Annotated in this window: 24 protein-coding genes; 7 read left to right on the top strand and 17 right to left on the bottom strand. The window is 34.9% G+C overall.

Annotated elements, in window-relative coordinates:
- Positions 1-131: 131 nt before the first annotated feature.
- From G6534_RS03315 to G6534_RS03290, 6 genes are all read right to left on the bottom strand, one after another.
- On the bottom strand, positions 132-845 hold the full coding sequence (locus tag G6534_RS03315; protein ID WP_082666957.1) for a B3/B4 domain-containing protein: 714 nt from the start codon (positions 843-845) through the stop codon (positions 132-134).
- Between the two features lie 2 nt (positions 846-847).
- On the bottom strand, positions 848-1,366 hold the full coding sequence (locus G6534_RS03310; RefSeq protein ID WP_182083137.1) for a GNAT family N-acetyltransferase: 519 nt from the start codon (positions 1,364-1,366) through the stop codon (positions 848-850).
- Complete coding sequence (locus tag G6534_RS03305) at positions 1,366-1,818, bottom strand: MarR family winged helix-turn-helix transcriptional regulator (RefSeq protein ID WP_059074544.1); 453 nt, start codon at positions 1,816-1,818, stop codon at positions 1,366-1,368. The genes G6534_RS03310 and G6534_RS03305 overlap by 1 nt, the downstream gene beginning before the upstream one ends.
- Positions 1,819-1,932: 114 nt before the next feature.
- Complete coding sequence (locus G6534_RS03300; protein WP_059074545.1) at positions 1,933-2,208, bottom strand: hypothetical protein; 276 nt, start codon at positions 2,206-2,208, stop codon at positions 1,933-1,935.
- Positions 2,209-2,340: 132 nt separating this feature from the next.
- Positions 2,341-2,973: a DUF6198 family protein gene (locus G6534_RS03295; RefSeq protein ID WP_059074546.1), complete on the bottom strand. Its 633-nt coding sequence runs from the start codon at positions 2,971-2,973 to the stop codon at positions 2,341-2,343.
- A 95-nt stretch (positions 2,974-3,068) separates the two neighbouring features.
- Positions 3,069-3,926 carry an SDR family oxidoreductase gene (locus tag G6534_RS03290; protein WP_059074547.1) on the bottom strand — a complete coding sequence of 286 codons (858 nt, stop codon included), beginning with the start codon at positions 3,924-3,926 and terminating at the stop codon, positions 3,069-3,071.
- Positions 3,927-4,045: 119 nt separating this feature from the next.
- Here G6534_RS03290 and G6534_RS03285 point away from each other — a divergent pair, with 119 nt between their 5' ends.
- On the top strand, positions 4,046-4,753 hold the full coding sequence (locus G6534_RS03285) for a B3/B4 domain-containing protein (protein ID WP_182083136.1): 708 nt from the start codon (positions 4,046-4,048) through the stop codon (positions 4,751-4,753).
- Between the two features lie 36 nt (positions 4,754-4,789).
- Here the strand turns inward: G6534_RS03285 and G6534_RS03280 are convergent, their stop codons facing one another.
- The gene (locus G6534_RS03280; RefSeq protein WP_059074549.1) at positions 4,790-4,969 is read right to left on the bottom strand and encodes a hypothetical protein; all 180 of its coding nucleotides are present in this window, start codon (positions 4,967-4,969) and stop codon (positions 4,790-4,792) included.
- Between the two features lie 2 nt (positions 4,970-4,971).
- Positions 4,972-5,673 (bottom strand): NAD(P)H-dependent oxidoreductase, encoded by a 702-nt coding sequence (locus tag G6534_RS03275; protein ID WP_238788911.1) that lies wholly within the window; start codon positions 5,671-5,673, stop codon positions 4,972-4,974.
- 129 nt (positions 5,674-5,802) lie between these two features.
- Here G6534_RS03275 and G6534_RS03270 point away from each other — a divergent pair, with 129 nt between their 5' ends.
- Complete coding sequence (locus G6534_RS03270; protein ID WP_057813158.1) at positions 5,803-6,237, top strand: ACT domain-containing protein; 435 nt, start codon at positions 5,803-5,805, stop codon at positions 6,235-6,237.
- 263 nt (positions 6,238-6,500) lie between these two features.
- On the opposite strand, the gene G6534_RS03265 is transcribed toward G6534_RS03270, so the two are convergent.
- The 5 genes from G6534_RS03265 to G6534_RS03245 form a co-directional block, all read right to left on the bottom strand.
- Positions 6,501-7,295 carry an alpha/beta hydrolase gene (locus G6534_RS03265; RefSeq protein WP_235586361.1) on the bottom strand — a complete coding sequence of 265 codons (795 nt, stop codon included), beginning with the start codon at positions 7,293-7,295 and terminating at the stop codon, positions 6,501-6,503.
- Positions 7,296-7,407: 112 nt separating this feature from the next.
- The gene (locus G6534_RS03260) at positions 7,408-8,832 is read right to left on the bottom strand and encodes a C69 family dipeptidase (RefSeq protein ID WP_059074552.1); all 1,425 of its coding nucleotides are present in this window, start codon (positions 8,830-8,832) and stop codon (positions 7,408-7,410) included.
- Between the two features lie 126 nt (positions 8,833-8,958).
- Positions 8,959-9,642, bottom strand: coding sequence for a LysM peptidoglycan-binding domain-containing protein (locus tag G6534_RS03255; protein ID WP_059074553.1), 684 nt, complete (start codon positions 9,640-9,642; stop codon positions 8,959-8,961).
- A gap of 337 nt (positions 9,643-9,979) precedes the next feature.
- A complete protein-coding gene (gene gntK, locus G6534_RS03250) occupies positions 9,980-11,515 on the bottom strand; it encodes a gluconokinase (RefSeq protein ID WP_059074554.1) in 1,536 nt (511 codons plus the stop codon).
- A gap of 125 nt (positions 11,516-11,640) precedes the next feature.
- A complete protein-coding gene (locus G6534_RS03245; protein ID WP_059074555.1) occupies positions 11,641-13,608 on the bottom strand; it encodes a PTS sugar transporter subunit IIABC in 1,968 nt (655 codons plus the stop codon).
- Positions 13,609-13,820: 212 nt separating this feature from the next.
- Here G6534_RS03245 and G6534_RS03240 point away from each other — a divergent pair, with 212 nt between their 5' ends.
- Complete coding sequence (locus G6534_RS03240) at positions 13,821-16,520, top strand: glycoside hydrolase family 65 protein (protein ID WP_059074556.1); 2,700 nt, start codon at positions 13,821-13,823, stop codon at positions 16,518-16,520.
- A 111-nt stretch (positions 16,521-16,631) separates the two neighbouring features.
- Here G6534_RS03240 and G6534_RS03235 read toward each other — a convergent pair whose 3' ends face one another.
- Positions 16,632-17,966, bottom strand: a complete 1,335-nt coding sequence (locus G6534_RS03235; RefSeq protein ID WP_059074557.1) for a dihydrolipoyl dehydrogenase family protein — start codon at positions 17,964-17,966, stop codon at positions 16,632-16,634.
- Between the two features lie 177 nt (positions 17,967-18,143).
- Between G6534_RS03235 and G6534_RS03230 the strand changes: the two genes are divergently transcribed.
- Positions 18,144-19,496: an MATE family efflux transporter gene (locus tag G6534_RS03230; protein ID WP_059074558.1), complete on the top strand. Its 1,353-nt coding sequence runs from the start codon at positions 18,144-18,146 to the stop codon at positions 19,494-19,496.
- 308 nt (positions 19,497-19,804) lie between these two features.
- On the opposite strand, the gene G6534_RS03225 is transcribed toward G6534_RS03230, so the two are convergent.
- A complete protein-coding gene (locus G6534_RS03225; RefSeq protein ID WP_059075151.1) occupies positions 19,805-20,848 on the bottom strand; it encodes an alpha/beta hydrolase fold domain-containing protein in 1,044 nt (347 codons plus the stop codon).
- Between the two features lie 142 nt (positions 20,849-20,990).
- Here G6534_RS03225 and G6534_RS03220 point away from each other — a divergent pair, with 142 nt between their 5' ends.
- The 3 genes from G6534_RS03220 to G6534_RS03210 all read left to right on the top strand — a co-directional run bounded on the left by G6534_RS03220 (position 20,991) and on the right by G6534_RS03210 (position 23,700).
- Positions 20,991-21,959, top strand: a complete 969-nt coding sequence (locus G6534_RS03220) for an ROK family protein (protein ID WP_059075152.1) — start codon at positions 20,991-20,993, stop codon at positions 21,957-21,959.
- Positions 21,960-22,023: 64 nt separating this feature from the next.
- Entirely contained in the window at positions 22,024-22,830 is an 807-nt protein-coding gene (locus G6534_RS03215) for a Cof-type HAD-IIB family hydrolase (protein WP_059075153.1), read from the top strand.
- A 75-nt stretch (positions 22,831-22,905) separates the two neighbouring features.
- Complete coding sequence (locus G6534_RS03210; RefSeq protein ID WP_059075154.1) at positions 22,906-23,700, top strand: Cof-type HAD-IIB family hydrolase; 795 nt, start codon at positions 22,906-22,908, stop codon at positions 23,698-23,700.
- Positions 23,701-23,731: 31 nt separating this feature from the next.
- Here the strand turns inward: G6534_RS03210 and G6534_RS03205 are convergent, their stop codons facing one another.
- A complete protein-coding gene (locus G6534_RS03205) occupies positions 23,732-24,340 on the bottom strand; it encodes a sugar O-acetyltransferase (protein WP_059075155.1) in 609 nt (202 codons plus the stop codon).
- Positions 24,341-24,348: 8 nt separating this feature from the next.
- The gene (locus G6534_RS03200; RefSeq protein WP_059075156.1) at positions 24,349-24,918 is read right to left on the bottom strand and encodes a cob(I)yrinic acid a,c-diamide adenosyltransferase; all 570 of its coding nucleotides are present in this window, start codon (positions 24,916-24,918) and stop codon (positions 24,349-24,351) included.
- Positions 24,919-25,033 lie beyond the last annotated feature (115 nt).

The raw sequence follows: 25,033 nt of genomic DNA, 5'->3' as shown, positions 1-25,033 counted from the left end.
ATTTATTCCAATAAATCAAAATAGCATCAATTCAGATATAGTCGATTTGCGATTAACTATTTATCTGAATTGATGCTTATTTGTTTGGTCATAAAGATATATGAACCACTGTCTAGTCCGGAATTTTTATTCTATAATTGTTCAGTTTCTGGATGATCTTTTGTTAAATGCTCAATCTTACCATCAACCTTGAAATACTTCTCAGTTAATTCTTTTAATTCTTCGATTGCTTCACTAGCACGTTTGGCTTGTTCTTCATTGATGGCTTCAACAACCAAAACAGAATCAGTTGTATCTTCCGTCAACATAGTTCTTTGGGCTTCACGCCAGTTAAGACAACGACAGATAGCACCGGAATTATCATAATAAATAATTTCTCCTGGTAAAGCTGGTGAATCTTCAGTTGCACCCAATGGTTTAAAACCTTCGCCACCTTTAGCTTCTCCCAAATGCATGTCACCATCAAAAGCATTGATATTTTCTCCACCACAAGGAACACCATATTTTAGAGAAACACTATTGTAAATATCAACTAATGGATTGATTGGTGAGAATTCATGCCCTTGACTGACCCGTTTTAACAAAGCTTCAATTGAACAACGAGCGCCTTTTTTAGTCTTGAATTGACGAAAGGCTTGACGCCATTGAGCAATCACATCATTTTCACGGAAAACATCATTGGTGATAAACTTCTTCGATTCTTCTGAACCTTCGTGCAACAATTTGGCAAAATACGGATTGTCTTTTTCATCTACATGATTGTCAATCCCATGAATCGTTAAAGTACTGATTTGTGCTTCTGGGAATAACTCAAAAAATTCTTTATCTATAACTACTTTTGTCATTACTATTTCCTCAATTCTTTTTTTAAAATGAAATCTATTTGTACTGAATCACCCATCGTAAAGCGATGAGAACTATACTTCTCAAAACCTAGAGAATAATAAAATTTTTGAGCCGCAAAGTTTTTCTCCCATACACCTAGCCATAAACGATTTTTGCCTAAATCACTGGCTCTTTTAACAGCAAATTCCAGCATTTTTTTGCCAATGCCGTGACGTTTAAAATTCTCTCTGACATAGATTCGTTGAACTTCCAAAAAATTATCGGCCATTTTTTCGCTTTGAGCATCTAAAATATTAATTTTTAAATATCCAGCAATTTTACTATCTTCATAAGCAAAATAGAACTCGGAATTCGGATTGCTTAATTCTTGCTGTAAAATCTTAATATCATAGGCCTTTTTTAAATAACCTTTTAAATTTGCTTCCGTATTATAAGGACCAAAAGTTGCTGAAAAAGTCTCAATACTGATATTTTGCAAGGCTTCAACATCTTCTGGCGTACATTTAATAAGTTTTATCATCAATACACCCGCTTATTACCTTTTTTAACGTATTCCCAGTTTTCAGAAATATTTTTTTCAACCACTTCCAAAAGTTCAAAGACCTGCTCTTTTTGACTATCTGATAGCCCACTTAAGGCAATCTCATTAGAATAATTTTCTTCACGAGATAAAATCGGATAAGTTTCTTTACCTTTTTTAGTCACGTAAAGTTTCTTTTCTTTTTTATTGTCTGGAGACTGTTTACGGACGATAAAACCATTACTCTCAAGCTTTTTGATTGCACGAGCCGCAGTTGTTCGATCAACTTTGATCATTTCAGCTACTTTTTCTTGAATAATGCCGGGATGCTCGTAAATTCTTGCTAAGTATAGATACTGGCCTTTAGTTAAATCGTATTGTTTAAATTCAATATTACTGATTGAATCCAACGACCTAGCAATCACTCCAATTGATCTCAAAATATCTACCACAAAAATACCTCTCTTCTAAACAAATTGTATTGTATAATTATTTTATTGCATTTGCAACAAAATGTATAAATAAAAAAATTAGCAACCTTCATTCGTTGCTAATTTTTTATTATATTAATGGATTGCAAAGTTTACATTATGGGCAAATTGGTCAATTTGTTCGATATAGTCTTCACCATTTTCCAATTCAGCAAGTGTGGCTTGAACGTTTCTGTCATCTCGCAATCGGCTAAACAAGTATTGGAAAGAATAATTCTTATTCAACAAATTATATGTTTTTAGAACAAAATCTTTAGAATAATCTTCTTTGTCGATGTCTTTTTGATTATTAATATCGGTATATAGCTCCGATAAAACTTTCTTTGCTTCAGTATTGTCATTTAGTTTCATCAATACGCACCACCTAATTAATTATTAATCTCTCGACAGAACTGCGCCTTTATGTAAGCGTTTACCAAGTTCCGTATTTACATTATATAACTTCTAGGTAGAAATTTCATTGAATTGCCAAATATCACAAAACTAATTATTTTTTGTTTTAAAATTATGCTTTAATGCTGGCCAAATCCATTTATCAGCACTAGCTATCAAAATCCCATTAAAAACAAAGGAGAAGATGGTTCCAATATTAACTGAATAAACTTGACCAATAGCAATTCCGGCTACAATGATAATAATAATTGGTGGGATAAAATCAATAATTTGAGCTGCCGTCGAATTACCTTTCAAATACAAGAATCTCAAAATATTAGTCGTATCATCATTTGGATGCATTACAATATTAGCTCTCTGATATAGAGAAATTGCCACGCAGAAAAAGACTACGCCTAAACAAGATAAAATAATTCTAATAAAAATTGGCAAACTCGGTACGCCTAAGAAATTGAGTAAATTAGTAAACACATTTACAAAATAACTGAAAAACATAACATAGAGTACTTCACCAATCAGACGTCTTACATCTAATCTCTTGATCAAAAACTGATTAGTGATTGCATTGATAACTCCAATAATAAATAACAATAGTCCTGTATTCCAACCAAACCATTTAGTCATATTGACTGCCGAAGCCGTCCATAAACCACTACCCATGTCAGCTGAAATACACAGACCATTTCCAAAAGCATTTAAAATCAAACCAGAGACTAACCCAATAATCCTAGTTTGGATTGAATTTTTGATAGTATCACCTCTTACACAATATGCTGTCTATCATACAACAAGATGACACGTTGATTCAAAAAAGCTACTTATTTGTAATTATTGTTTAAAAAATCCATCAAATCTTGAGCTGGATGTCCCATAATCGTTTGATAGTCAGAACTGACCACATCTAACAAACCTAAGCCCCCAGCAGCATACATGGAAGACAGCATGTGTCCCTCATTGTCTTGATTATATATTTGAGCAAATTCATCAAGACTAACTGGTTGATAACCAATTTTGCTACCAGAAACTGTGCTTAAAACTTCGGCTAACTGAGGCATCGTATAATTTCTTGATTGCGTTAATGTATAAATTCTTCCATTTTGTAGCAAAGTCTTTTCGCTAGCAACTTTGGCAAAGGCTCGAGCACTATCTTGTAAGCTGATAAACGACAAGGCCTGATCCTTCACTGGATAAATTACATTTTGACGTTCAATCAGTTCTGGTAAATAAGGTACTAAAGGATCGGCATACAAAGCATTACGCAAAATAGTATATGGAATGCCACTTGAAGCTAATCGACGTGGTAAGTAACCGTAAAAGGCAGACAAATCAAAAGGATTATTAACTTGATCAGCAATAAAGCCCATCGATAAAATATGTCCAACATTTACTTTCTTAGCAGCTGTCAAAACATTTTCTAATTCGCTAACACGACTGAAGCTGTCATGACTCTTACTTGGAACGTAAATTAAAACATCGATATTTTTAAAAGCTTCTAATAAAGTATTTTCTTTTAAAAAATCAATTCCAACAACCTTTGCTCCAGCTTCTGACAAAGATTTAGCTTTAGAAATTGTGTGAACTCCAACTGTAATATCACTACTTGGCACTAATTTAATTAATTCATTAAAAATATGGCCACCCAAATGACCCGTTGCTCCAGTTAATAAATATTTCATCATCCTACCTCCATTTTCATCACGAATGTTACTATATGAATAACAGGCAGTCAAATTAATCGCTTTCTTTTTCTAAAAAAATTATATAATGAAATCAAAAGAATAATGGAGGGATTCCAATGCAAAAAATTATTATTGATCAAGCCTTTTGGGATTTGTTTCCTGATGTAAAAATTGCCGTAATGACAGCCCACAATGTAGACAATAAAGACCAAAAGGTCCCTAATGACCTAATTCAAAATGCTAACGAAATTGCCAAAAAATGGGTACCCGATGACCCAATCAGTGCTAATCCAGTAGTCAAAGCTTGGCGTGATGCTTATCGTAAGTTCAAAACTAAAAAAGGTGCTCGTAATGCCGTAGAAAACCTCTTAAAGCGGGCTAAAAATAACAAAGGCGTAGGCAATATCAATCCGGTCGTTGACGTCTACAATTCCGTATCATTAGAATATGCTTTCCCAATTGCCGCTGAAGATTTAGATAAAATTGTTGGTGATGTCCACTTGACCGTTGCTAAAGGTGGCGAAACCTTCACTCCAATCGGTGAAGATGAAGTCGAAAAGGCTTTACCTGGTGAGATAATCTATCGTGACGATCAAGATGTAATTTCACGTTGCTGGGCTTGGCGTGACAGTGCCCGTGTAGCTGATACTGACAAAACTAAGAATCTCCTATTCTACATGGAAAATATTCAACCCGAAAGAAATGATGATCATTTAGCAGCTGCTCATCAATTAGAAAAACGATTCCATGATTATTTGAATATCGACATCAATGACTTAACGATTCTTACTCGAGACAATCCAGAATTCATCTTTGCTAAATAACAAAAATAATCCGCCTAATACTAGGTGGATTATTTTTTACCATTGCTCATGATTCCAAAGTCGGCCATCAACTTCGCCTTCTAATTGTGTTTGACGTTGATTTTGTTCTTCAATCACTTTTTTCATTGCTACCAAAAAGGCCCGATTTTCATATTGAGTCTGTTTAGTAGATAAATCATTAACTGTTTGACTTAACCATTGACCAGTTTCACTCATAATTATTCATCCTCACCTTGTTTGATTAAACTAATAGTGCTCTTCAATTGTGAAATGTCCTCTCGTTGCTGGATAAAGGTACTCAAAATTGTTTCACATTCATTGCAATTCGTTCCATCAAAATTTTTAAATCGATCAGCAAATTCTCTTTCAAACCACAATTGACGATTTTGTAAACTATCGGGATATTGTTGCGTTAGAAAGCGTTGATAATCAATCAACAACTGCATCTGCTCATTTTCTTGCAAATATTGGAATTGAGCTATCGTAAAGACAGGCAAAATCTTCATCTTAGCGCGTTGAGCAATAGCAAAATAAGGTGCCATTATCTCATCGATCGTCACATTTTCACTGCCGCCACGTTGAAAGTCTTTTAGAGGCATACCAGTACTGACAACGATACCAAATTCCTTTTCAGCTAAATTATCATCACCATCGCCGTAGACAAAGTTTCTCGTCAAAACGTTGTCTTCCCAATGTTTTAAACCTTCTGGAGCCGCATACCAATACAAAGGAAATTGAAAAATAATTCGATCATGTTCCTTTAGCAAGGCTTGTTCTTTTTCGACATCAATTTCTGACAATTCTTCTACATGATGCCAAGTCACGTCTTGCAATTTAGCACCTTGCAACAAAAACTGTTGTGTCTGTGAATTATTGATTTCTGGGTGTGACACTACTACTAAGGTTTTCAAAATTAACATCTCCAATCAACAATAGAATAGCAAAAAACGGCACTTTATAACAGTTGAAACAATTTTTTAGAAATTAATTCCAACGACAAAATCCAATGATATACTGAAGAAGATACCGATTCGCTTAAGGAGTTTATTATGGAAAAATATTATATAGTTGATAGCTCTATTCTTCCTGAATCATTTGAAAAAGTTATTGAGGCACGTAATTTACTAGAGACAAAAAAAGTCCACAACGTTAGTGAAGCCGTAAAGGTTGTGGGTATCAGTCGTGGTACATATTATAAATATAAAGACTTAGTTTTTAAGCCAGATGAAGAGAGAAATGAGCGTAAGGCTGTCATCTCAATGATGTTAAAGCATCAACAAGGTACTCTCTCAAAAGTTTTGGTCGATATTTCGGAATTGAATGCTTCTATTTTAACTATTAATCAAAATATCCCAATTCACAATATTGCGACAGTTGTTATTTCTCTAGATATCAGTCATCTAAACGGAACTATGGATGATTTAATCGACACACTCCAACTGTCAGATTCAGTCGAAAATGTCCAACTAGTTGCGATCGAATAAGCTCTCAATGAGGGCTTTTTATTTTGGCCAAGCAATGTACATAGCCATCAAAACGCTCAAAGTTCCACAAGCGAATAACGATTTTGATATAAAACGACTTTTAACATGTCCTGCATAAACCAATAAAAATAATCCTAAGACAAAAATAATTATCATTTTCAAAAAACTCATTGCGTCACCTACCATTTAAGATTTTCATTCAAAAAATACTTTAAAGGATAAATGTGACTAAACAATGAATTTGTTATGGAGAATCTGTTCTTTTAATTTCGTCGCCACAAGAAATGTTCAATATCATGCAATACTTTGGGATTTCTTCTCGTCAAAGCACTGTGTTCTGCCAAACGTCCAGTAAATAGTCTAGCTTGGTAAGTTTGATGTGGTCCCTTAAAGACCTTCTTCAAAGATTTTGCAGATGAAACGGGTACTGCCTTATCAAAATGGTCTTCTTTGGAAAGTTGTCCCATGATATTTAATTCTCGAATATGTAGCTGGCGCATAACTGAATCTGGATGAGTATATTTGTCAAAATCTCTAGTCAATTGATCAGAATAGCGCCAAGGATTACGTCGATAAATATCTCTATTTAACACTTGCATTGGAGCCGCAATATTTACTAATGAATTAATTTGCGGTTGATTTTTTTTATCGCTATATTTGAACAAATAATACATAACAGCGTTATTGCCCCAGGAATGTGCCACAGCATTATATCTAGTCATTTGATATTTTTTTTGCAGTGTCAAAATAACTGTGTTGATCCACTTAGCAGTTTTATGGTAATCGGATTGGTGATTATTACCAAACAAAACTTGGATTTCAGGATTTTTGGCATTTTTAGGCCAAGTTCCGTCAAAACTGAGCTTACCCTTTTTTGACACAAAAATGGTCAACGTTCTAGTTGCGTAACCATCAGCTTGTGATTGATCAATTAAGTAATCCATAGATCGTACCGTACCACCAAAACCGTGAAAGAATAATGTTGGAATTTCTCTGAGATTGTTAGAACTAGCATAGATAGTTTGTGGCTTAATCAAAAAAGCAAAACTTACTAGCATACTGATTAAAAATATTTTGATTAATAATTTATTTTTCATTATTACCAAATTTTAATGCATTTTGACCTCTAGTCAACAAAAAAAGGGCTTAGATTTCTCTAAGTCTTTTTGATTACAAGTTTTGACCTTTTTCCCAAGTAGTCTTTGAAAGTAATAAACCTTTTTTGACTAAGTTATTAAACAATTGGTGTGTACGATGAGAAATTTCACCGGCTGTTGTTTGATTGCTTTTTGTCAAAAATTCAGTGACATTAACAGAATTTCCTACGGCTTGATCTGCTTCTTCAACTCGTTGACGAGCAAATGATTGACAACCATCTAAGTATGCGTGAATCATGTCAGAATACTCGTGATAATGTGGTTCGATGATAACTGACAAAGTCTTTTCTAACCAATAAACATTGTCTACTGAAACTTCAGTAGTAGTATTCTTGTAGTCTTCTGGAGTATCAGTAACGTTGGTAAAGAATGGTACATAAGGACTGTAAGCAAAGAATCCCATTGACAACCATTGAATAGCAGCGTGATCGTCATCAACGTCATTTCTAATTTGCAAAATTGATGAAGCTTGATTTCTATCCATGGCAATAGAACGGAATTGACGTTGTTCTTTTGGAGTTCCTGAAGCAAAGGTCCCAAATGGATCATACTTCGTACCATTGTAATGTGATGACAAGAAAGCTTCAACATCTTCGATAGCTAATTTCTTAGCAGGTTTTCTGCACATTGGCATATCTTGAGCGGTTGGCACTTGTTCAATTTCTGGATTGAACATCTTTTGTCCATACCAAGTACGTGGTGTGTTGTAATAAGCATCAGCTTCACTTTGTGTTCCAAAGATTTCACGGAAATTAAAGTGACCTGGTTGCGGATTCAAATGATGTTTTTCAACAAATTCTACCAAATCAGTCGCTACTAAGAAGTTATCAGTATCATTGACATCAACTTCTTGCATAACGGTTTGGTTAGGTACGATAGCATAAGTATCTTCTGGCAAACGCATAGCAGCCCAATGGTGACCACCTGCTGTTTCTAAGAGCCAGATTTCATCCTTATCGTTAAAAGCAATACTATTGCATTCGCCAGTACCATATTTTTCCAACAAGGCACCTAATCTCTTAGCACCCTCTTTGGCAGATTTAATGTATGGCAAAACTAAAGTCAACATTGCTTCCTCATCGATACCATCGTGAACTAATGGGTCGTATCCTAAAACACGAGCATTAGTAGCAGTAGTTTCAGTTGAACTCATACCAACGTTTAATTCATTAATACCGGCTTCTTCATATTGACCATCACTTTGGTCTGCCTGTGGTGTAGCAGTATATCTTAGAGCGTGTTCAGGTAGTGGCACTTTTACACCTGTAGTTACTGAAGTATAAAAGGCATTCTTTTGATCTTTTGCAACATGTGCAACAAATTTAATGGGATTGATTGGACCATAACCGTCTTCATTACGGGCGACAATAGTGGAACCATCCATGCTAGCGGCTTTACCAACTAGTATCTCAGTACAATCGGAACTTGGATTTATCATTTTGTTCCCTCCCTTTAAAATAAGTATAAAATTAAAAAAGCTTTTAATCTAGTAGCTATATTAGAAATCTTATAATTATACAAAAAAAGCAGAACAAATTAATGTTCTGCTTCTCAAATATTTATCTTAAAGTACTTCAACAGATGCAGTAGTTACACCGTATGAAGGAATTTGGTTATTTGGCATAGCAACGTCTAATTGGTTAGGGTTACTGTATGCAAATGTACCTGTATCATTAACTGTTCTGATTAATACTGTACCATCAGAAAGTGTGATCTTAAGTGTTGTACCCTTAGGGAATACTGAAAGGTTAGCAGCAACACCACCATAACCCATGTTTGAACCTAGTACGGCTGGATCATAGAATGAAATCTTGAATGTTCCTTGTGATGTACCAGTTTGTGTTGTTGATGATTGTGTTGTTGTAGCAGCACTTTGAGTTGTTGCTTGTGTTGTGTCTTGTGCTTGGTAACTTGTATCTTCAGTAGTTTGTGTTGCTTGAGCTGTTTGGGTTGTATCTTGTGCAGCTTGTGTAGTTGTATCAGCAGTTGCTGTAGTTGTAGCACCTGGTAATGTTACTGTTTCACCAGGGAAGATCAAGTCGTATCCGCCAACTTCACGGCCGTTAGCTTGTTCAAGTTCAGCGATTGTTACGCCAGCATTTTCAGCGATGCTCTTGTATGTGTCGCCTGCTTCAACTTGGACATGGTTACTGTCGAGTTGTACTGCAGCTTGAGCAGTTTTTGTTGTTGCAGAAATTGCTGTTAAAGCCATAGTACTTACTAAAGCGATAGATAAAACTTTTTTCATGAATTAATTACATCCTTATATTTAAAATTGTTTAGCCCTCATTTGCTATGTTGCATATACTAACAGGTATTTATTACACAACAACTACTGTAAAGTTACAAAAAAGCCATTTTCTGTAATTTTAGTAATACAAATGAAACAAACATTCGTTCTATCGTTGGTATAACCCACTTTTGAATTTCATAAAATCACCAATAAAAAACTAAATTATTTCGAATTTTTTCGTACTTTTTTGAATTGTCAACTTATAAAAAGATTAAAAAAGCACCACAAATCTTGATTTAACAAGGTTTATGGTGTTTTAATTTAAAAAATATAATTAAAAATATCGGTCAAACTAATTATTGTGTTTCTTTTGAAAATCAGCAATTGCTTTGTATTCTGGCTCTAAAATCTTGGAAATACGAATCCAAATTGGTAATAATTCTCGATAAATTTTGGAATTTTCATAATTTGGTTGGTGCGTATCGGTCACACCGACCATATTTTTGACAGCTGACAAATCATCAATATAACCTAACGAATACATCGCTAAAACAGCTGCGCCCAAACAAGAACTTTCAAAACTCTCGGGAATCGATACTTCTTGTTCAAAGATATCAGCCAACATTTGTCTCCACAAAGCAGATCTTGCGAATCCACCAGTGGCCTGAATACTCTTAGGTTTCCCAGTAATTTTCTCAATCGTTAACATTACAACGTATAAATTGTAGACAATTCCTTCTAGAGTTGCACGTAACATGTGAGCTCTAGTGTGTTTTCGCGTTAATCCAAAGAAAGATCCTCTAGCATAGGCATTCCAAATCGGGGCCCGTTCTCCCCCTAAATATGGATGAAAAAGCAATCCATCTGAGCCAGCAGGAATCTTTTGGGCAATTTTAGTTAATATATCATAAGTAGAAACTTGCATCTGTTCCGCAGTAATTTTTTCTGGAGCAAACAATTGATCCTTGACCCAACGAAAGACGATACCACCATTATTGACTGGACCACCGACGACCCATTTATCTTTGGTCAAAGCATAACAAAATAGTTTTCCATCCGGATCAACGACCGGTTTATCTACTACAACTCGAACAGCTCCACTAGTCCCAATCGTAACAGCTACTACGCCAGGATCAATCGCATTAACTCCCAAGTTAGACAAGACACCATCACTGGCACCGAAAATAAATGGTATTGTTTCCTCAAGACCTAATAATTGAGCATATTCAGATTTCAATCCTGTGATTTGATCAGTTGGTTCAACTAATTGTGGCAGTTGATTCCGACCGATTTGTAAGACATCTAAAGCTTGTTGGTCCCAATCGAGTTTAAAAATATTGAACATCCCAGTAGCTGAGGCAATCGAATACTCCATTTTATAGACGCCAAATAGTTTAAAGAAGACATAAGTTTTTAAGTCGATAAACTTTTTCGTTTGCTTGAACAAGTTATTTTTCTCATGACGTAACCAAAGGATTTTTGACAGTGGTGCCATTGGGTGAATTGGTGTCCCAGTTTTTTGATAAATTTGTTGTCCCAAGCCATTTTCTTTTAACTCTTCACTATATTTGGCAGCACGATTATCGGCCCAAGTGATAGCTCTAGTCAACGGCTGGTCATTTTGGTCCATTAAAATCAAACTGTGCATTGCTGAAGAAAACGAAACACCTTTGATTTCCGACGCTTGAACTTGAGATTTACGAATAACTGAACCCATCGTTTCCAAAACTGCTCCGAAAATTTCTTCAGGGTTTTCCTCAGCCATATCAGGAATGTCTTGATAGAGTTGATAACCAGAATTGGCATAGGCAATCACTTTACCTTTAGTATCGTAAAGTACACTTTTAGTACTCGTTGTTCCAATATCTACACCAATAATATAATCCATTATCAAAACTCCTTTATATATAGTAGAAACTTGTTTAATTGTAATAATAGATTTCTAAAAAGTCTACTGAACAAAAAAAGATTTGCCATATATTATACGACAAATCTTTTAATTAACATCTTATATTAATTAGCTTGTGCAGGTTCACGGCTACCTAATCTTACCTTTTCAACAGCATGACTGCTTTCCAAATCTTCTTCTTTGAATCCGAAGAGATAAGTACATACAAATGATACAACGATTGTTGCGGCTGAAGCGATTAAGTATCCGGTGAAACTGGCATCGATACCTTTAGGATTAATAAATGAGGCGAAACCAATCAATGATCCAGCAAAGCCCCACATATCAACATGAAGTAAGCCTGTTAATAAACCACCAACGGCACTACCGATATTAGCAGTCCAGAAAATTCTACCGTACTTCAAATTAATACCATACATTGCAGGTTCTGTAACTCCGGCAAAAGCTGAAAGTGTAGCGGCACCAGCAATTTGTTTCATATCGATATTCTTCTTAGTCTTAAAGAAGACAGCCATAGCAGCGGCACCTTGAGCAATCATTGTAGCTGAAACAATGGCGTTCAAAGCACTGTGTCCGGTTGAAGCGATTTGACTGGCAACGACTGGAATAACCGCCCAATGCAAACCGAAAATAACCAAGCATTGATAGAATCCACCAATAATCAACCCTGAAATTGCAGGACTGAACTTCAATAGAGCAACAATACCACTAGCAAGATAAGAACTTAATAATGTAATAATTGGTCCAACAATTACAATAATAATTGCACTGACAATGAATACTTCTAGCAAAGGACTAAGAATCATTCTTAGAGACATTACAATATGCTTCTTAAGCCAAGGTTCAATTTTTGAAGCTAACCAAGCTGCAGCAATCATTGGGAAAATTGAATAAGTATAGTTAGCAATGTGAATTGGAATACCAAAGAAATCTCCATTGATATTCATAGAAGTACTTGCTGTCTTGCTGGCAACTTGTACTAAGGTTGGATAAGCTAGAACACCACCAACAACACCCATGATAATTTGATTGGCACCTAATCTCTTAGCTGCAGTAAATCCAACTAGGATTGGTAGGAAGTAAAAGACTGAATCTCCCATGGCATTGATGATCATGTAAGTAGAACTCTTAGCTGACAACCAATTAGCTGAAACAATTAAAGCTAATAGTCCTTTCAAAATACCAGAAGCAGCTAATAGCCCGATAACAGGCATCATGCTGGCTGTAATAACACCGATAAGAGCGCTAAAATAAAACTTAGTTTTTGGCCAAACACCTTTAGGAGCTTTGGCCTTTGGCATTTTAGCTTCAGAACTTCCACCAAAACTAGGACCTAAAGCTTTAACAACGGCATCATAAACATCATTTACAGCTGGTCCGATAACGACTTGATATTGTCCACCAGCTTTAGCAACATCCAAAACGCCATTCATATTCTTAATAGCATCGTCATTAGCTTTATTATCATCTTTCAAATAAAAACGAACACGTGTGATACAGTGGATAACGTTCTCAACATTACTTACTCCACCGACATTTTTAACAATATCTTTACCTAATTGATCATAATCAACCTTGCCACTAGGTCTAGCAGTAGCTTCTCCCGGAGCCATTGGTTCGACTTGAGCAACTTCTTGACCGGCTTTGACGTCACCAGAATTAACATGGATTTCTTTAACCGTTTTGGCCGTATTAGTAATGGCAACAATAACATCAGTTACCTTACCAGCCTTCTTGACTGCCTCTGTATCCATTGTCGCAATCTTTTGACCGGCTTTGACCGAATCCCCTTCTTTAACGAATAACTCAAAAGGAGTTCCATTCAATTCAACGGTATCAACACCCATGTGAACTAGTACTTCAAGCCCATCAGCAGTACTAAAACCAATCGCATGTTTAGTTGAAGCGACTAACATAACTTTACCAGAAACTGGAGCCACAATTTCATGGCTAGTGGGAAATACCCCATAACCTTCACCCATTGCTTTTTCTGAAAACATTGGATCGTGGACTTCAGTTATCTCAACCGCTCGCCCAGAAACTGGTGCAAGCATTTTAACTGTACCTTTCATAGAAAGCACCTCCAAAAATATTAGTAACCGATTACATACTCTTAACATATACTATATTACAACTAATCTTGTATAAACATCAAGTTTTGTAATAACTTATTATAAAATCCGCGTTGAAACACCAATAATTGGGTGTATAATACGTATTGTACATATATGTTTAAACACATAATTTTTGCTTTTTATTCTGCTATTTTATGGAGGAATTAATTATGAAACCTTTGTATTTAAAAATTACCGAACATCATTTAGTCTACTCAGACGATATAAATACTTTGGATGAAGGTAGTTTTGAATTAGATTCAAATCTGGAACTTAAACAAAATTTTCACAATTTTAAAGAAAACATTTCTGATTCGATCAATATAATCGTCATTATGAATTCTCCGCAAACTATTTTGAAAAAAAATATTTTTAGATTTAATAATGAAGTTTTTGATTTTAATGACGAATTGGAAAATATTTTCCACATTCCAGTGATCAATTACGCTGACTTAAAAAATTCAGACTTGAATACCCTAGCTCAAAAAGAAATTGACTACTCAACTTGGCATCTCGATTACTATGGAATTTCACATACTAAACGCCAATACGGTCAAGAATCAATGCAGACAGTCGGAAATGGTTTTTTAGGGTTACGTGGTACTTATTTAGAGGCCAAAGCTAACGTCGATAATTATCCCGCTACGTACGTTGCCGGAGTGTTCAATCAATTAGCTACTCCCGTTAATAATCGTAACGTTATCAATGAAGATTTGGTCAACTTACCTAATGCTCAATACTTAAGTTTTAAGGTAGATGATGGCGATTTCTTCAAAATTGATCAAAAAAATATTCAAGAATCGCTACGTTCACTAGATTTAAAAACTGGCACTTTAACTATCACAAATTTAATCAAATTAAGCGATGGTAAGGAATTAAAAATTATCGCCAAAAAGATTGCAGATTTGAAAAATTATCACAATTACTATTTACAATATGAAATTCAGCCTTTAAATTTCTCTGGTAACGTTACTGTAATTTCGCAAACTGATGCTTCAGTAGTAAATAGTAATGTCGAACGTTATAAGAATTTAGCTAAAAAGCATTTATCAGTTGATAACATTGAGAATAACGAACATGAAACCACTTTGTTAGCCCACACTAGTCAATCTAAGATTAAATTAGCTATTAAAACTTACCTACGTTTTCCACAAATTGCTGACGCAAATTATTCCGTCAATAACACTGATGAAATAGCTACCCAATTCGTCGAATTTTCTGTCTCTGAAGGAAAAACCTATTCAATCGAAAAAGATGTCGCTATTTTTACTTCTCTAGAAACAAAAACTGATATTGAACAAGTTATCAGCAAATATCATTTCATCAACGACTTTGCCTTTAATCAAAAACAAGCTCAAATAAACTGGCACCAAATTTGGAACAAGGAAGATGTTATCGTTACAGGCGACATAACGGCACAAAAATTGCTTCGTCTGAACAGTTATAACATGACTACTGCTGCACAATCTCATGCTAATAAAGATCTTGATGCTTCAGTCGGTTCTCGTGGTTTAACTGGTGAAGGTTATCGTGGTCACGTTTTCTGGGACGAACTATTCGACATGAATTTTTATGTTTTGCACGCTCCCCAATTAGTTAAATATTTACTCATGTATCGTTATAACCGTTTAGGAGCTGCAATGGATTACGCTTCTGACGATGACTATAACGGTGCTATGTATCCTTGGCAAAGTGGTATGTATGGCGATGAGCAATCTCAAGAAGTTCATTTGAATCCAATTACTAACAAATGGGACCCTGACAATTCTCGCAAACAACGTCACGTCTCTCTAGCAATCGCTTATAATATTTGGAATTATTACAATCTAAGTGAAGATGAAGAGTTTATGAAACAATACGGTCTAGAAATGCTACTTCAAATTGCTAAATTCTGGATCGATATGTCTAAATTCGATGAAAAAACTGGCAAATATTCGATTGAGAACGTAATGGGACCGGACGAATTCCATGAAGGCTACCCTGGAAATGACGACGGTGGTCTGAAGAACAATGCTTATACTAATATCATGGTCAGTTGGCTTTTCAAGCAAATCACTAAGATGTTGCATACTCAGTCAATTGATAGCATTAAAGACAATCTAAAACGAACTGATTTTAATCCTGATTATCTAGAAAAAATGGATAAAATTCGTCACAACCTCAAACTAGATTTCCAAGACGATATCTTAGGTCAATTCGAAGGATACTTTGACTTGAAGGAATTAGATTTTGACAAATACCGTCAACAATATGGCAATATCTCGAGAATGGATCGTATTCTTAAAGCTCACAACGATTCTCCAGATAATTACAAAGTTGCTAAACAAGCTGATACTTTAATGGCACTCTTTAACATTAGAGAAAGTGATTTTCTCGATATCATGAAGGATCTAGGATATCCCATCACTAACCCTAATAAATTTATCAGTGATAACATTCAATACTATATTCAAAGAACTACTCACGGATCTACCCTTTCCAGAATTGTCTATTCAATGTTGCTTTTAAAAGTCAATGATGACAAACAAGCCTGGAAATTATTCTATGAAGCTTTAACTAGCGATTATTACGATATTCAAGGTGGTACCACTGCTGAAGGAATCCACTTGGGTGTAATGGGTGCTACTTTAAATGTCGTTACATCATACTTCGCCGGAGTTGATTATCGTGGTGATCGTCTAGAAATCAATCCCCATATGCCAAAACAATGGAAGAAAATTACTTTCAACATGCTCTTTAAGGGAATTAATTTCTCATTTGAAGTTACTCAAGATACGATTACTATTGTGGCCGATAAAGATGCCGAAGTTCAATTCATTGGTAAAGACTTACCACTAACAGCTAATCAAGAAATTGAATTAACTTATTAATTTTTTAAAAGAAAAATTTTGCTAAAAATAAATAAGCAACTATTCAGATAATAGTTAATTGACTATACCTGAATAGCTGCTTATTTTTGATTTTATAAGATTATTTTGCTTCTAAGCACGATGCCAAGCAGCATAACCAATTGTTGGGAATAATCCAATTAAGCGGCTAACTTGTTGACGATCGAACTTAAATTCAATCGCTGGCAATAAGGCATTGATAGCATCTTCAGCTTGGTCACTAACTTCTGTGACACCAACTAAATGACCTTCTTTGTCATGAATTTGAGTACTGTGGGCGATTGGTTCTTTGTCAACAATATAATACCAGTAGTTAGCTAAATCATTTTCGCTGATTTGATAACCTTTCTTCTTACCTTCATCAACTGAAATTCCAGCTTGAGCAATTCTTGGAGAAGTGAAGACCACTGTTGGGATTACTGGGAATTTGATTGGATCAGTAGTTTGTCCTGAGAATAGAGACATCAAATACTTAGATTCAAAGTAAGCGGCTGGAGTTACTTTTGGTTGATTACTTGAGATAACATCCCCAGAAGCATAAATATTTTCGATATTAGTCTGTAAATAATCATTTACCAAAACACCAGTCTTATCGTATTTAACACCAATTTCATCCAAACCTAAATTATCAACATTAGGAATTCTTCCAGTAGCATCCAAAATCCAATCAGTAGTTAAAGTTTCATCTTGACCATAGTGAATTAAATAACTGTCATTTTCTTGTTCAAAAGATTGAACATTACTATTCTTGATAAATTGAACACCACGTTTTTTCAAATCAGCAACTACTTGTTCAACATATGGTTGGTAAAAAGCTCTTAGAATCTTATCAGAATGCAACATCACTGTAACTTTTGAACCAGCTTCATTAGCGATTGTGGCAAATTCCATTCCGATATAACCTGAACCAATAATCGTGATATGCTTTGGCAATTCAGTCAAATTCAAGAAATCTTCACTATCTTGTGCTAATTCAGTTCCAGGAATATCGAGACGATGTGGTTTCAAGCCTGTTGAAATAACAATCTTTTCAGCTGTAACTTTCTTATTATCATCAATAGCAACAGTATGATTATCGACAAATTTAGCATGACCGTGCATAACCTTAGCACCGGCGTCTTCCAAACGTTTTGTCAATCCTTCTGGCAAAACATCAATAATTTCTTGTTTATGTTCCATGTTTTTAGCCCAATCAATGGAAATATTTCCTTGTAAAATATCACCCATTCTTTGAGCTTCACGAGTCATTTTAACCGGTTCATCAAGCGTTATCTTAGCGTTACAACCTCGATTTGGGCAAGTTCCTCCGACTAGTCCACTTTCGATAACTCCGACAGAAACTCCTGTTTGAGCCAAGGGAGCCGCTCCATCAAAAGTACCATGACCTGCTCCAATATAAAGTACGTCAAAATCAAATTTTGCTGACATTAAAACACCCTCCGATCTTTTTATACCTTTAACATAGCTTATTTCTATTATCATGACAATTAATTTAATTTATAATAAAATGGTTCTCTAAAAAAACGATATTTATGTGTTGCATTTATAACTATTAATTTTAAACATGCTAGAATGGTCTTAATTAGATAAAGGGGAATTTGCCATATGATAGATCTGACTCGTGGAAGACCTATGAAAGTCATTTTTCTGTATACAATTCCTTTACTACTAGGTAACTTTTTCCAACAATTTTATAGTTTCATTGATACTTTAATCGTTGGGAAAACAATCAGTGTTAATGCTTTAGCTAGTGTTGGTGCTACTGGTGGTTTGACTGGTTTAATCATTGGCTTTGCCCAAGGCATGACCAGTGGTTTAACCATCCTAACGGCACAAAAACATGGTGCTCACGATGAGCAAGGTGTAAGACAGAGTTTTGCTTCTGGAATAATTATCTCTTTCTGGATCACAATTATTTTTACTTTGTTGGCCTTAGCCCTCGCCTATCCACTGTTAGTTGTTATGCAGACACCTAAAGTTTTAATTCGTGATTCATTTATCTTCTTGGAAATTATTTTTGCAGGAATATTTTCTTTCGTTGGGTTCGATTTTTTAGGTAATACAATGCGGGCACTCGGTGATTCACGTGTACCATTATTTTTCTTGATCATCAGTACCGTTTTAAACATTTTATTAGAATTAGTCTTCATTCTATATTTGCATATGGGTGTAGCTGGTGCTGGATTAGCAACCGTAGTCGCACAGACGATTACATTTATAATTCTTTATTTCTACATTCGTCATCACATTCCTTATTTGATTTTGACGCGAAAAGATTTCAAAATCGACAAAGCAGAAATCAAAGAGTTACTCCACATTAGTTTACCAATGGGATTTCAATCTTCTATCATTGCCATTGGTTCCATCATCTTGCAAGTAATGTTGAATACTCTAGGCGCTAATGCCGTTGCAGCCTATACTGTTGCTGGACGTGTTGAACAAATTGCCACTTTGCCAGCCTTCAGTTTTGGCTTAGCTTTAGTCAACTACACAGCCCAAAATCTCGGTGCTAAGAAATTCCAAAGAATCTTACGTGGCGTTCGTGATGGTATCATTATTTCTGTTTCTTCCAGTCTTGTGATTGGTGGTCTCTTGATCGTTTTTGGACGTGCCATCTCGCACCTATTCATGAATGGTTCTCAAAATGCCGTTTTAAATTTGGTTCAAATCTACTATTACTTCAACGGTTCGACTTACTTTATTTTGTCGATACTATTCATCGTTAGATATACACTTCAAGGTTTGGGCAATCAAAAAGCTCCTACTATTGCCGGAATTGCTGAACTATTGATGCGGGTCTTCGCCGGAATCGTTTTAGTTCACTTCTTTGGTTTCTATGGAGCTGCCATGGCCAATCCATTAGCTTGGAGTGGATCAGTTCTAGTTTTAGTAAGTACGTGGAATATTCAAATTAAAAAGCTCAAGAATATGAGTAATCTTCTCGGTGAAAATATTTAAAAAAGCAATCCCACTTAAAATAAAAATTGCCTCAATTCAGATATAGTTGATTAACTATCTATCTGAATTGAGGCTTATTTGTTTGGTCATAAAAATATAAAACTACTATTTAGTCCGGAATAGCAAAGAAAATTGGCTCAGTAGTGAAATTATTCTTAGCAACTTGTTGCTTAGAATAAGGCCGAGTTTTGAGATTTTGCGCACTTGGTTCATGCAAAAGCTCAAAATCGTGCCCACTACGTTCCAGCCAAATTTTCTTTGCTATGGAGGACGGAATTCTAAACTATTCTAAAAGGTGAGATTGCTTTTTATTTGTCCTCGTTTAAATATTGAGCTGTCATATTCAAAGCATCTTCGACGGCTGGAACTTTACCGATGTAATTTAAAAAGGCATGTCCTAAGCCACCATAACGAATATATTTAGCATCGCACCCAGCTAAACCAATTTTTTGGACAAAAGCTTCATCTTGCAATCTAAATGGATCAAATTCACCAGTCAACATTAATACCTTTTTAAAAATTAATGGCTGAGCATACAATGGTGAAATAATTGGTGCTTCTAGGTCGATATTTTGCCCGTTCACATAATATTTTGTCATGATAGAATCCAATTGCTTAAACTGCGTATAATTGTTGTGCAAAATACGTTTTTGGTCTTCTTTAATTGGAATTTCATGATCATTCCAAAAACAGCCTTGATGATTAGAACCATGTACAACTGTGGGATAGAATAAAACATGCTTCTCTATTTCACAAAGTCCTAAATTATGACACAGTTGACTGACACCTAAGGCAATCGCACCACCGGCGGAATCCCCCGCTAAAGATATCTTTTCAAACGATTTATGAACTTCAGCTACAACCGACAATGAATCCATGATGCCGTTTGGATAAGGCTTTTCTGGGGCTATTCCATAATCAACACTGTAAATCACCCCAGCAAATTTAGTGGCTAAAAAACTTAAAAATGGTAAAGTATCTTCTGGAGTACCACCATAAAAAGCTCCGCCATGCATATAAACTAGAGCTTTATTTGATGATACATTATCTCTAAAAATCTTCAAATAGCGAACTTTACGACCTAACTCGTAAGTAAAATTATTTTCTACAGTAATATTAGGATAAGGATTTTGGACGATATTGTGATTATTGCCATCACGTAATTGCGTCAAATCATCTGGTAAATCTGGATCATCCGGTAATTGTTTCAAGTGATCAAAAATTATTGGGTCATAAGAATGTGCATCCACTCGATCTTTAACTATCATTTGGACTCTCTTCAAATGTGGTATATCAACAGATTGAATTTGATTTAGTCGTTCAAGTTCTACGTTATAATTATTCTTTATCATAAACGTCACCATTCTCTAAAAAAATTAATTTGTTATCCTTATAACTAATCACATTATATTACATGTTTAAACATATCTTTTTCTAGATTATAACAAATATTTTTATTAAATATGACAAAACGACAATTAGGAGGTTATTTTTTTGACAACGGAAGCCAAACTATCTACTCGCCAAAGAAATTTATTAACAATGCTTAATTTATTACAGCAAGATAGTTCCCAATCAGCTAAGGATTTATCAACTCAAACTGGCCTAAGTATTGTTAGCATCAATAAATTACTAGATGTATTGGACAACAAACAACTCATCACTAATGGTTTTTTAAATACTCCCGGACGACGTGCCAAAACTTATCAATTACGAGCTGATGCCGGTAAATTAGGAATTATACAATTGATTGAAAATAATGGAAAAATTCAAATAACCTATTTTCTTTGCGATTTATTAGGACAAGTTTACCTACGAAAAGAAGCTGCTAAATCTCTAGATTCATTAGATTACTTATTAGACTTCATCAAAAATATGGCTGCAAAAGATCAACCTGACAAAATTATTGTTGGCATTCCAGGTGTAGAATTGAATGCTCTTTTACAAATTAGTGACGTACAATCACTTCAAGGTATTAACTTAAGTGCCGCAATTACTACTGCCACTGGTATCGACTCTTCAATCGTTAATGATGTCAACGCTAGTACTTATGGTGCCAATGAAAAATCTTCTTCGGAAAATATTACAGTTGGCATCTACTTTCCTAAAAGTTTTGGACCTGGTGTTGGTATCGTCATTAACAATCATTTACTACACGGTGCCGACGGTTTAACTGGTGAAATTCAATTTGGTACCGTTTCTTCAGAGAATAAAACTCAAGAAATAATTCAACATTTACAAAATATCATCAGTCTATTGAATCCTAATTTAGTCATCGCCTATGTCGAAAAATTAAACTTATCAGATACTGAAATCAGCCATATTAAACAAACCATCGATCGTAAATTACCATTACACCAAAACTATTCATTAAACTTCGACCATAATTTTGAAAATGATTATTTAACTGGTTTAATTGCGATTGGAAGACGACAATTTTTACGTGAACGAGTCTTAAATTGAAAACGTTTTACCAATTTGGTACAATATCCTTATCTTAATTAACCAAATTAAAAAAGGAGTACTTATGATTAAATTAATCGCTATTGATGTAGATGACACACTTTTGAATTCACAAAATAAAATTACTATTCAAACGAAAGAAGCTTTACAAAAAGCTCTTCAAATGGGAATCAAAATTGTTCTTTGTTCTGGTCGACCCTTAGCTGGAGTGAGTCCTTATTTAAATGAATTAGGTATCAGTGGTGATGAACAGTACGTAATTACTTATAACGGTGCATTAGTTGAGACCGTTTCTGGCAATATCATTTCCAAAAACACTTTAGACAATGATAGTTATCGAAAAATCGTCAGTTATGCCACTATCAACCATATGCCATATTATGTTTTAGACGATGAAAGTAACGTCTACACTTCTGATCATGATGTTAATCGTTTTGCTATCATTCAAGCTTGGGAAAATAGCGCTGGAATTTTGATTCGTACTCCCGATGAATTGGACGACGATTTTGAAATAACAAAAGCTGCCATTGTTGGCGAAAAAGAGCAGCTCGATCAATTTGAACAACCAGTTAAAGATCAATTCTCAAATGACTATTACGTAGTTCGTGCTGGTGGTAATTTTTTGGAAATTATGCATCAAGATGTCAACAAGGGCAGCGGTCTGAAAAAATTGGCTCAAGCACTCAAAATAGAACCAGATGAGATCATGACTCTTGGTGATGAGCAAAACGATATTCCAATGTTCAATTTTGCTGGAACAGCTGTGGCTATGGGTAACGGTTCAGACCTCGCTAAATCCCATGCTGACTACGTTACTGATACCAATGATAATGATGGAATTGCCAAAATTTTAACCAAAAAAATCTTTTAATAATTTAATAATTTCGATTGCTAGTTCTTTAAACTCTCTTTTACAATTAAATCAAACTTGAAAGGATTTAATAATATGACAATCAAATTAGTTGCAACCGATATGGATGGTACTTTTTTAACTGATGAAAAGACCTTCGATAAATCTAGATTTCAAAAAGTTTATGATTATATGCTCCAAAATAATGTTCAATTCGTTTCTGCCAGTGGAAATCAATATGATCAATTAAGAAATTTCTTCAAAGATTTTCCAGAAACTTTATTCGTGGCTGAGAATGGTGCATTGGTCGGTAGTCATAATGAAGTCTTTCGTTCCGACGTTTTCAGTGATGATTTGAAGATGCGCGTAATTGATCTCTTAAATGGTTTGGACGAAATTCAAGCAGTCATGTGTGGCGAAAAATCTGCTTATGTTTTAAAAAGCTCAACTCCTGAATTTATCAAAATTAGCACCTTCTACTTTCCAACGATTAAATTAGTCGACGACTTTAAAGCAGTTGATGATAATGTTTTGAAATTCTCTTGCAACTGTCCTGATGATGAAACAGAATTATACATGCAAAAATTGGCTGATCTAATCGGACCTGAAGTTGCCATTCCATCAAGTGGTCACGGTGATATTGATGTTGTAAGAGCTGATGTTAACAAAGCTTACGGTTTAGAATATTTATCGAATAAATTAAACATAAAGCCTGAAGAAATGTGTGCTTTCGGTGACGGTGGTAATGACTTGGAAATGCTACGATATGTCGGTCACAGCGTTGCAATGGAAAATGGTTCACCCATCGTTTTAAAAACAGCCAAGTATCAAACAATCAACAATAATCAACAAGGTGTTATTGCTCATTTAGAAGAAATTTTTGGTATATAAAAAAGAGCGTGTGGATAATCCACAGGCTCTTTTATTGTTCAAAATAACGTTTCTTTTCCATTTCCCAATACTTTTTATCTTGATCGTTAATCTTACGTAAAACTTTACAAGGATTTCCAACCGCTATAACGCTACTAGGAATATCCTTAGTAACAATGGATCCCGATCCAATTACAACATTATCGCCAACCGTGACACCTGGATTAAAGACTACATTTCCTCCAACCCAAACATTATTGCCAATCGTTATTGGTTTACCATATTCATAATGTTCATTACGAATCACTGCATCAATTGGATGCCCTGCTGTGTAAAGACCCACTCGTGGTCCAAACATAACATTGTCGCCGATTTTGACGTTAGCAATATCTAGAATTATACAGTCATAATTGCTATAGAAATTCTCTCCTATAACGGTGTTACACCCATAATCAGTGTGAAATGGGGGTTCGATATGGATTTTTTTGCCACTTTGCTTGAAAAGGTCCTTTAAGATTGCTTGTCTATCAGCTTCTTGATATTCGGTCGTTTGGTTATACTCACGCAACAATCTCTTAGCCTTATGAAAATCTTTAGCAAGCTCTGGATCATCAGCAATGTATAAATCGCCAGATAACATTCTTTCTTTTTGTGAGCGCATATTCTCTCCTATCTAAAAACGGGTTTACTATTACGATATTGAATATCTTCAACACCATCAAGAACATTGCTATAACGTGCTGCCGCAAAGAAATAATCTGACAAGCGATTAATGAATTTTAAAACAAATTCATTGATTGGTTCTTCTTGCATCAAAGCCACGATTTCTCTTTCGGCACGACGAGTAACAGTTCTAGCTAGATGTAAATTGGCCGCAGTTTTTGAACCACCAGGTAAGATAAATTTCTTAGTTACTGGCACTTTAGCTGAATAATCATCAATCTTTTTTTCAAGCCAATCGACTGAACCATTGTCATCCTTAAAAATAAAATCATGTTTTTTATCCGTTGGTGAAACGGCCAAATCGGTGCCACAGTCAAATAATAATTGTTGAATCTCTAATAATTCATCTTTTAAAACTTCTGTTTTATCAGATAAATTAGCAATCACTACCCCAACCAATGAATTTAATTCATCAACTGTTCCATATGAATCAATTCGTTGAGCCGACTTATATAAAACATCATTGCCAATAATTCTAGTTTTTCCTTTGTCACCAGTTCTAGTATAGATTTTCATTTATGTACTCCTTATATAATTAAGTGTATGAATAATTATCATACATTCTATAATAAATTATCAATAATTTCACAATGAATAACCGTAGCTTTATCTCTTGCACCTATGTATAATA

This window comes from Companilactobacillus pabuli, assembly GCF_014058425.1.
GTDB classification, from domain to species: Bacteria; Bacillota; Bacilli; order Lactobacillales; family Lactobacillaceae; genus Companilactobacillus; species Companilactobacillus pabuli.
This window is presented reverse-complemented; position numbering and strand designations above follow the sequence as displayed.

What these genes read in the sequence shown, in the direction of transcription:
- G6534_RS03315 (WP_082666957.1), bottom strand. Translation starts at nt 845, where the DNA reads ATGACAAAAGTAGTTATAGATAAAGAATTTTTTGAGTTATTCCCAGAA.
- G6534_RS03310 (WP_182083137.1), bottom strand. Translation starts at nt 1,366, where the DNA reads ATGATAAAACTTATTAAATGTACGCCAGAAGATGTTGAAGCCTTGCAA.
- G6534_RS03300 (WP_059074545.1), bottom strand. Translation starts at nt 2,208, where the DNA reads ATGAAACTAAATGACAATACTGAAGCAAAGAAAGTTTTATCGGAGCTA.
- G6534_RS03290 (WP_059074547.1), bottom strand. Translation starts at nt 3,926, where the DNA reads ATGAAATATTTATTAACTGGAGCAACGGGTCATTTGGGTGGCCATATT.
- G6534_RS03285 (WP_182083136.1), top strand. Translation starts at nt 4,046, where the DNA reads ATGCAAAAAATTATTATTGATCAAGCCTTTTGGGATTTGTTTCCTGAT.
- G6534_RS03280 (WP_059074549.1), bottom strand. Translation starts at nt 4,969, where the DNA reads ATGAGTGAAACTGGTCAATGGTTAAGTCAAACAGTTAATGATTTATCT.
- G6534_RS03275 (WP_238788911.1), bottom strand. Translation starts at nt 5,673, where the DNA reads ATGTTAATTTTGAAAACCTTAGTAGTAGTGTCACACCCAGAAATCAAT.
- G6534_RS03270 (WP_057813158.1), top strand. Translation starts at nt 5,803, where the DNA reads ATGGAAAAATATTATATAGTTGATAGCTCTATTCTTCCTGAATCATTT.
- G6534_RS03265 (WP_235586361.1), bottom strand. Translation starts at nt 7,295, where the DNA reads ATGCTAGTAAGTTTTGCTTTTTTGATTAAGCCACAAACTATCTATGCT.
- G6534_RS03260 (WP_059074552.1), bottom strand. Translation starts at nt 8,832, where the DNA reads ATGATAAATCCAAGTTCCGATTGTACTGAGATACTAGTTGGTAAAGCC.
- G6534_RS03255 (WP_059074553.1), bottom strand. Translation starts at nt 9,642, where the DNA reads ATGAAAAAAGTTTTATCTATCGCTTTAGTAAGTACTATGGCTTTAACA.
- gntK (WP_059074554.1), bottom strand. Translation starts at nt 11,515, where the DNA reads ATGGATTATATTATTGGTGTAGATATTGGAACAACGAGTACTAAAAGT.
- G6534_RS03245 (WP_059074555.1), bottom strand. Translation starts at nt 13,608, where the DNA reads ATGAAAGGTACAGTTAAAATGCTTGCACCAGTTTCTGGGCGAGCGGTT.
- G6534_RS03240 (WP_059074556.1), top strand. Translation starts at nt 13,821, where the DNA reads ATGAAACCTTTGTATTTAAAAATTACCGAACATCATTTAGTCTACTCA.
- G6534_RS03235 (WP_059074557.1), bottom strand. Translation starts at nt 17,966, where the DNA reads ATGTCAGCAAAATTTGATTTTGACGTACTTTATATTGGAGCAGGTCAT.
- G6534_RS03230 (WP_059074558.1), top strand. Translation starts at nt 18,144, where the DNA reads ATGATAGATCTGACTCGTGGAAGACCTATGAAAGTCATTTTTCTGTAT.
- G6534_RS03225 (WP_059075151.1), bottom strand. Translation starts at nt 20,848, where the DNA reads ATGATAAAGAATAATTATAACGTAGAACTTGAACGACTAAATCAAATT.
- G6534_RS03215 (WP_059075153.1), top strand. Translation starts at nt 22,024, where the DNA reads ATGATTAAATTAATCGCTATTGATGTAGATGACACACTTTTGAATTCA.
- G6534_RS03210 (WP_059075154.1), top strand. Translation starts at nt 22,906, where the DNA reads ATGACAATCAAATTAGTTGCAACCGATATGGATGGTACTTTTTTAACT.
- G6534_RS03205 (WP_059075155.1), bottom strand. Translation starts at nt 24,340, where the DNA reads ATGCGCTCACAAAAAGAAAGAATGTTATCTGGCGATTTATACATTGCT.
- G6534_RS03200 (WP_059075156.1), bottom strand. Translation starts at nt 24,918, where the DNA reads ATGAAAATCTATACTAGAACTGGTGACAAAGGAAAAACTAGAATTATT.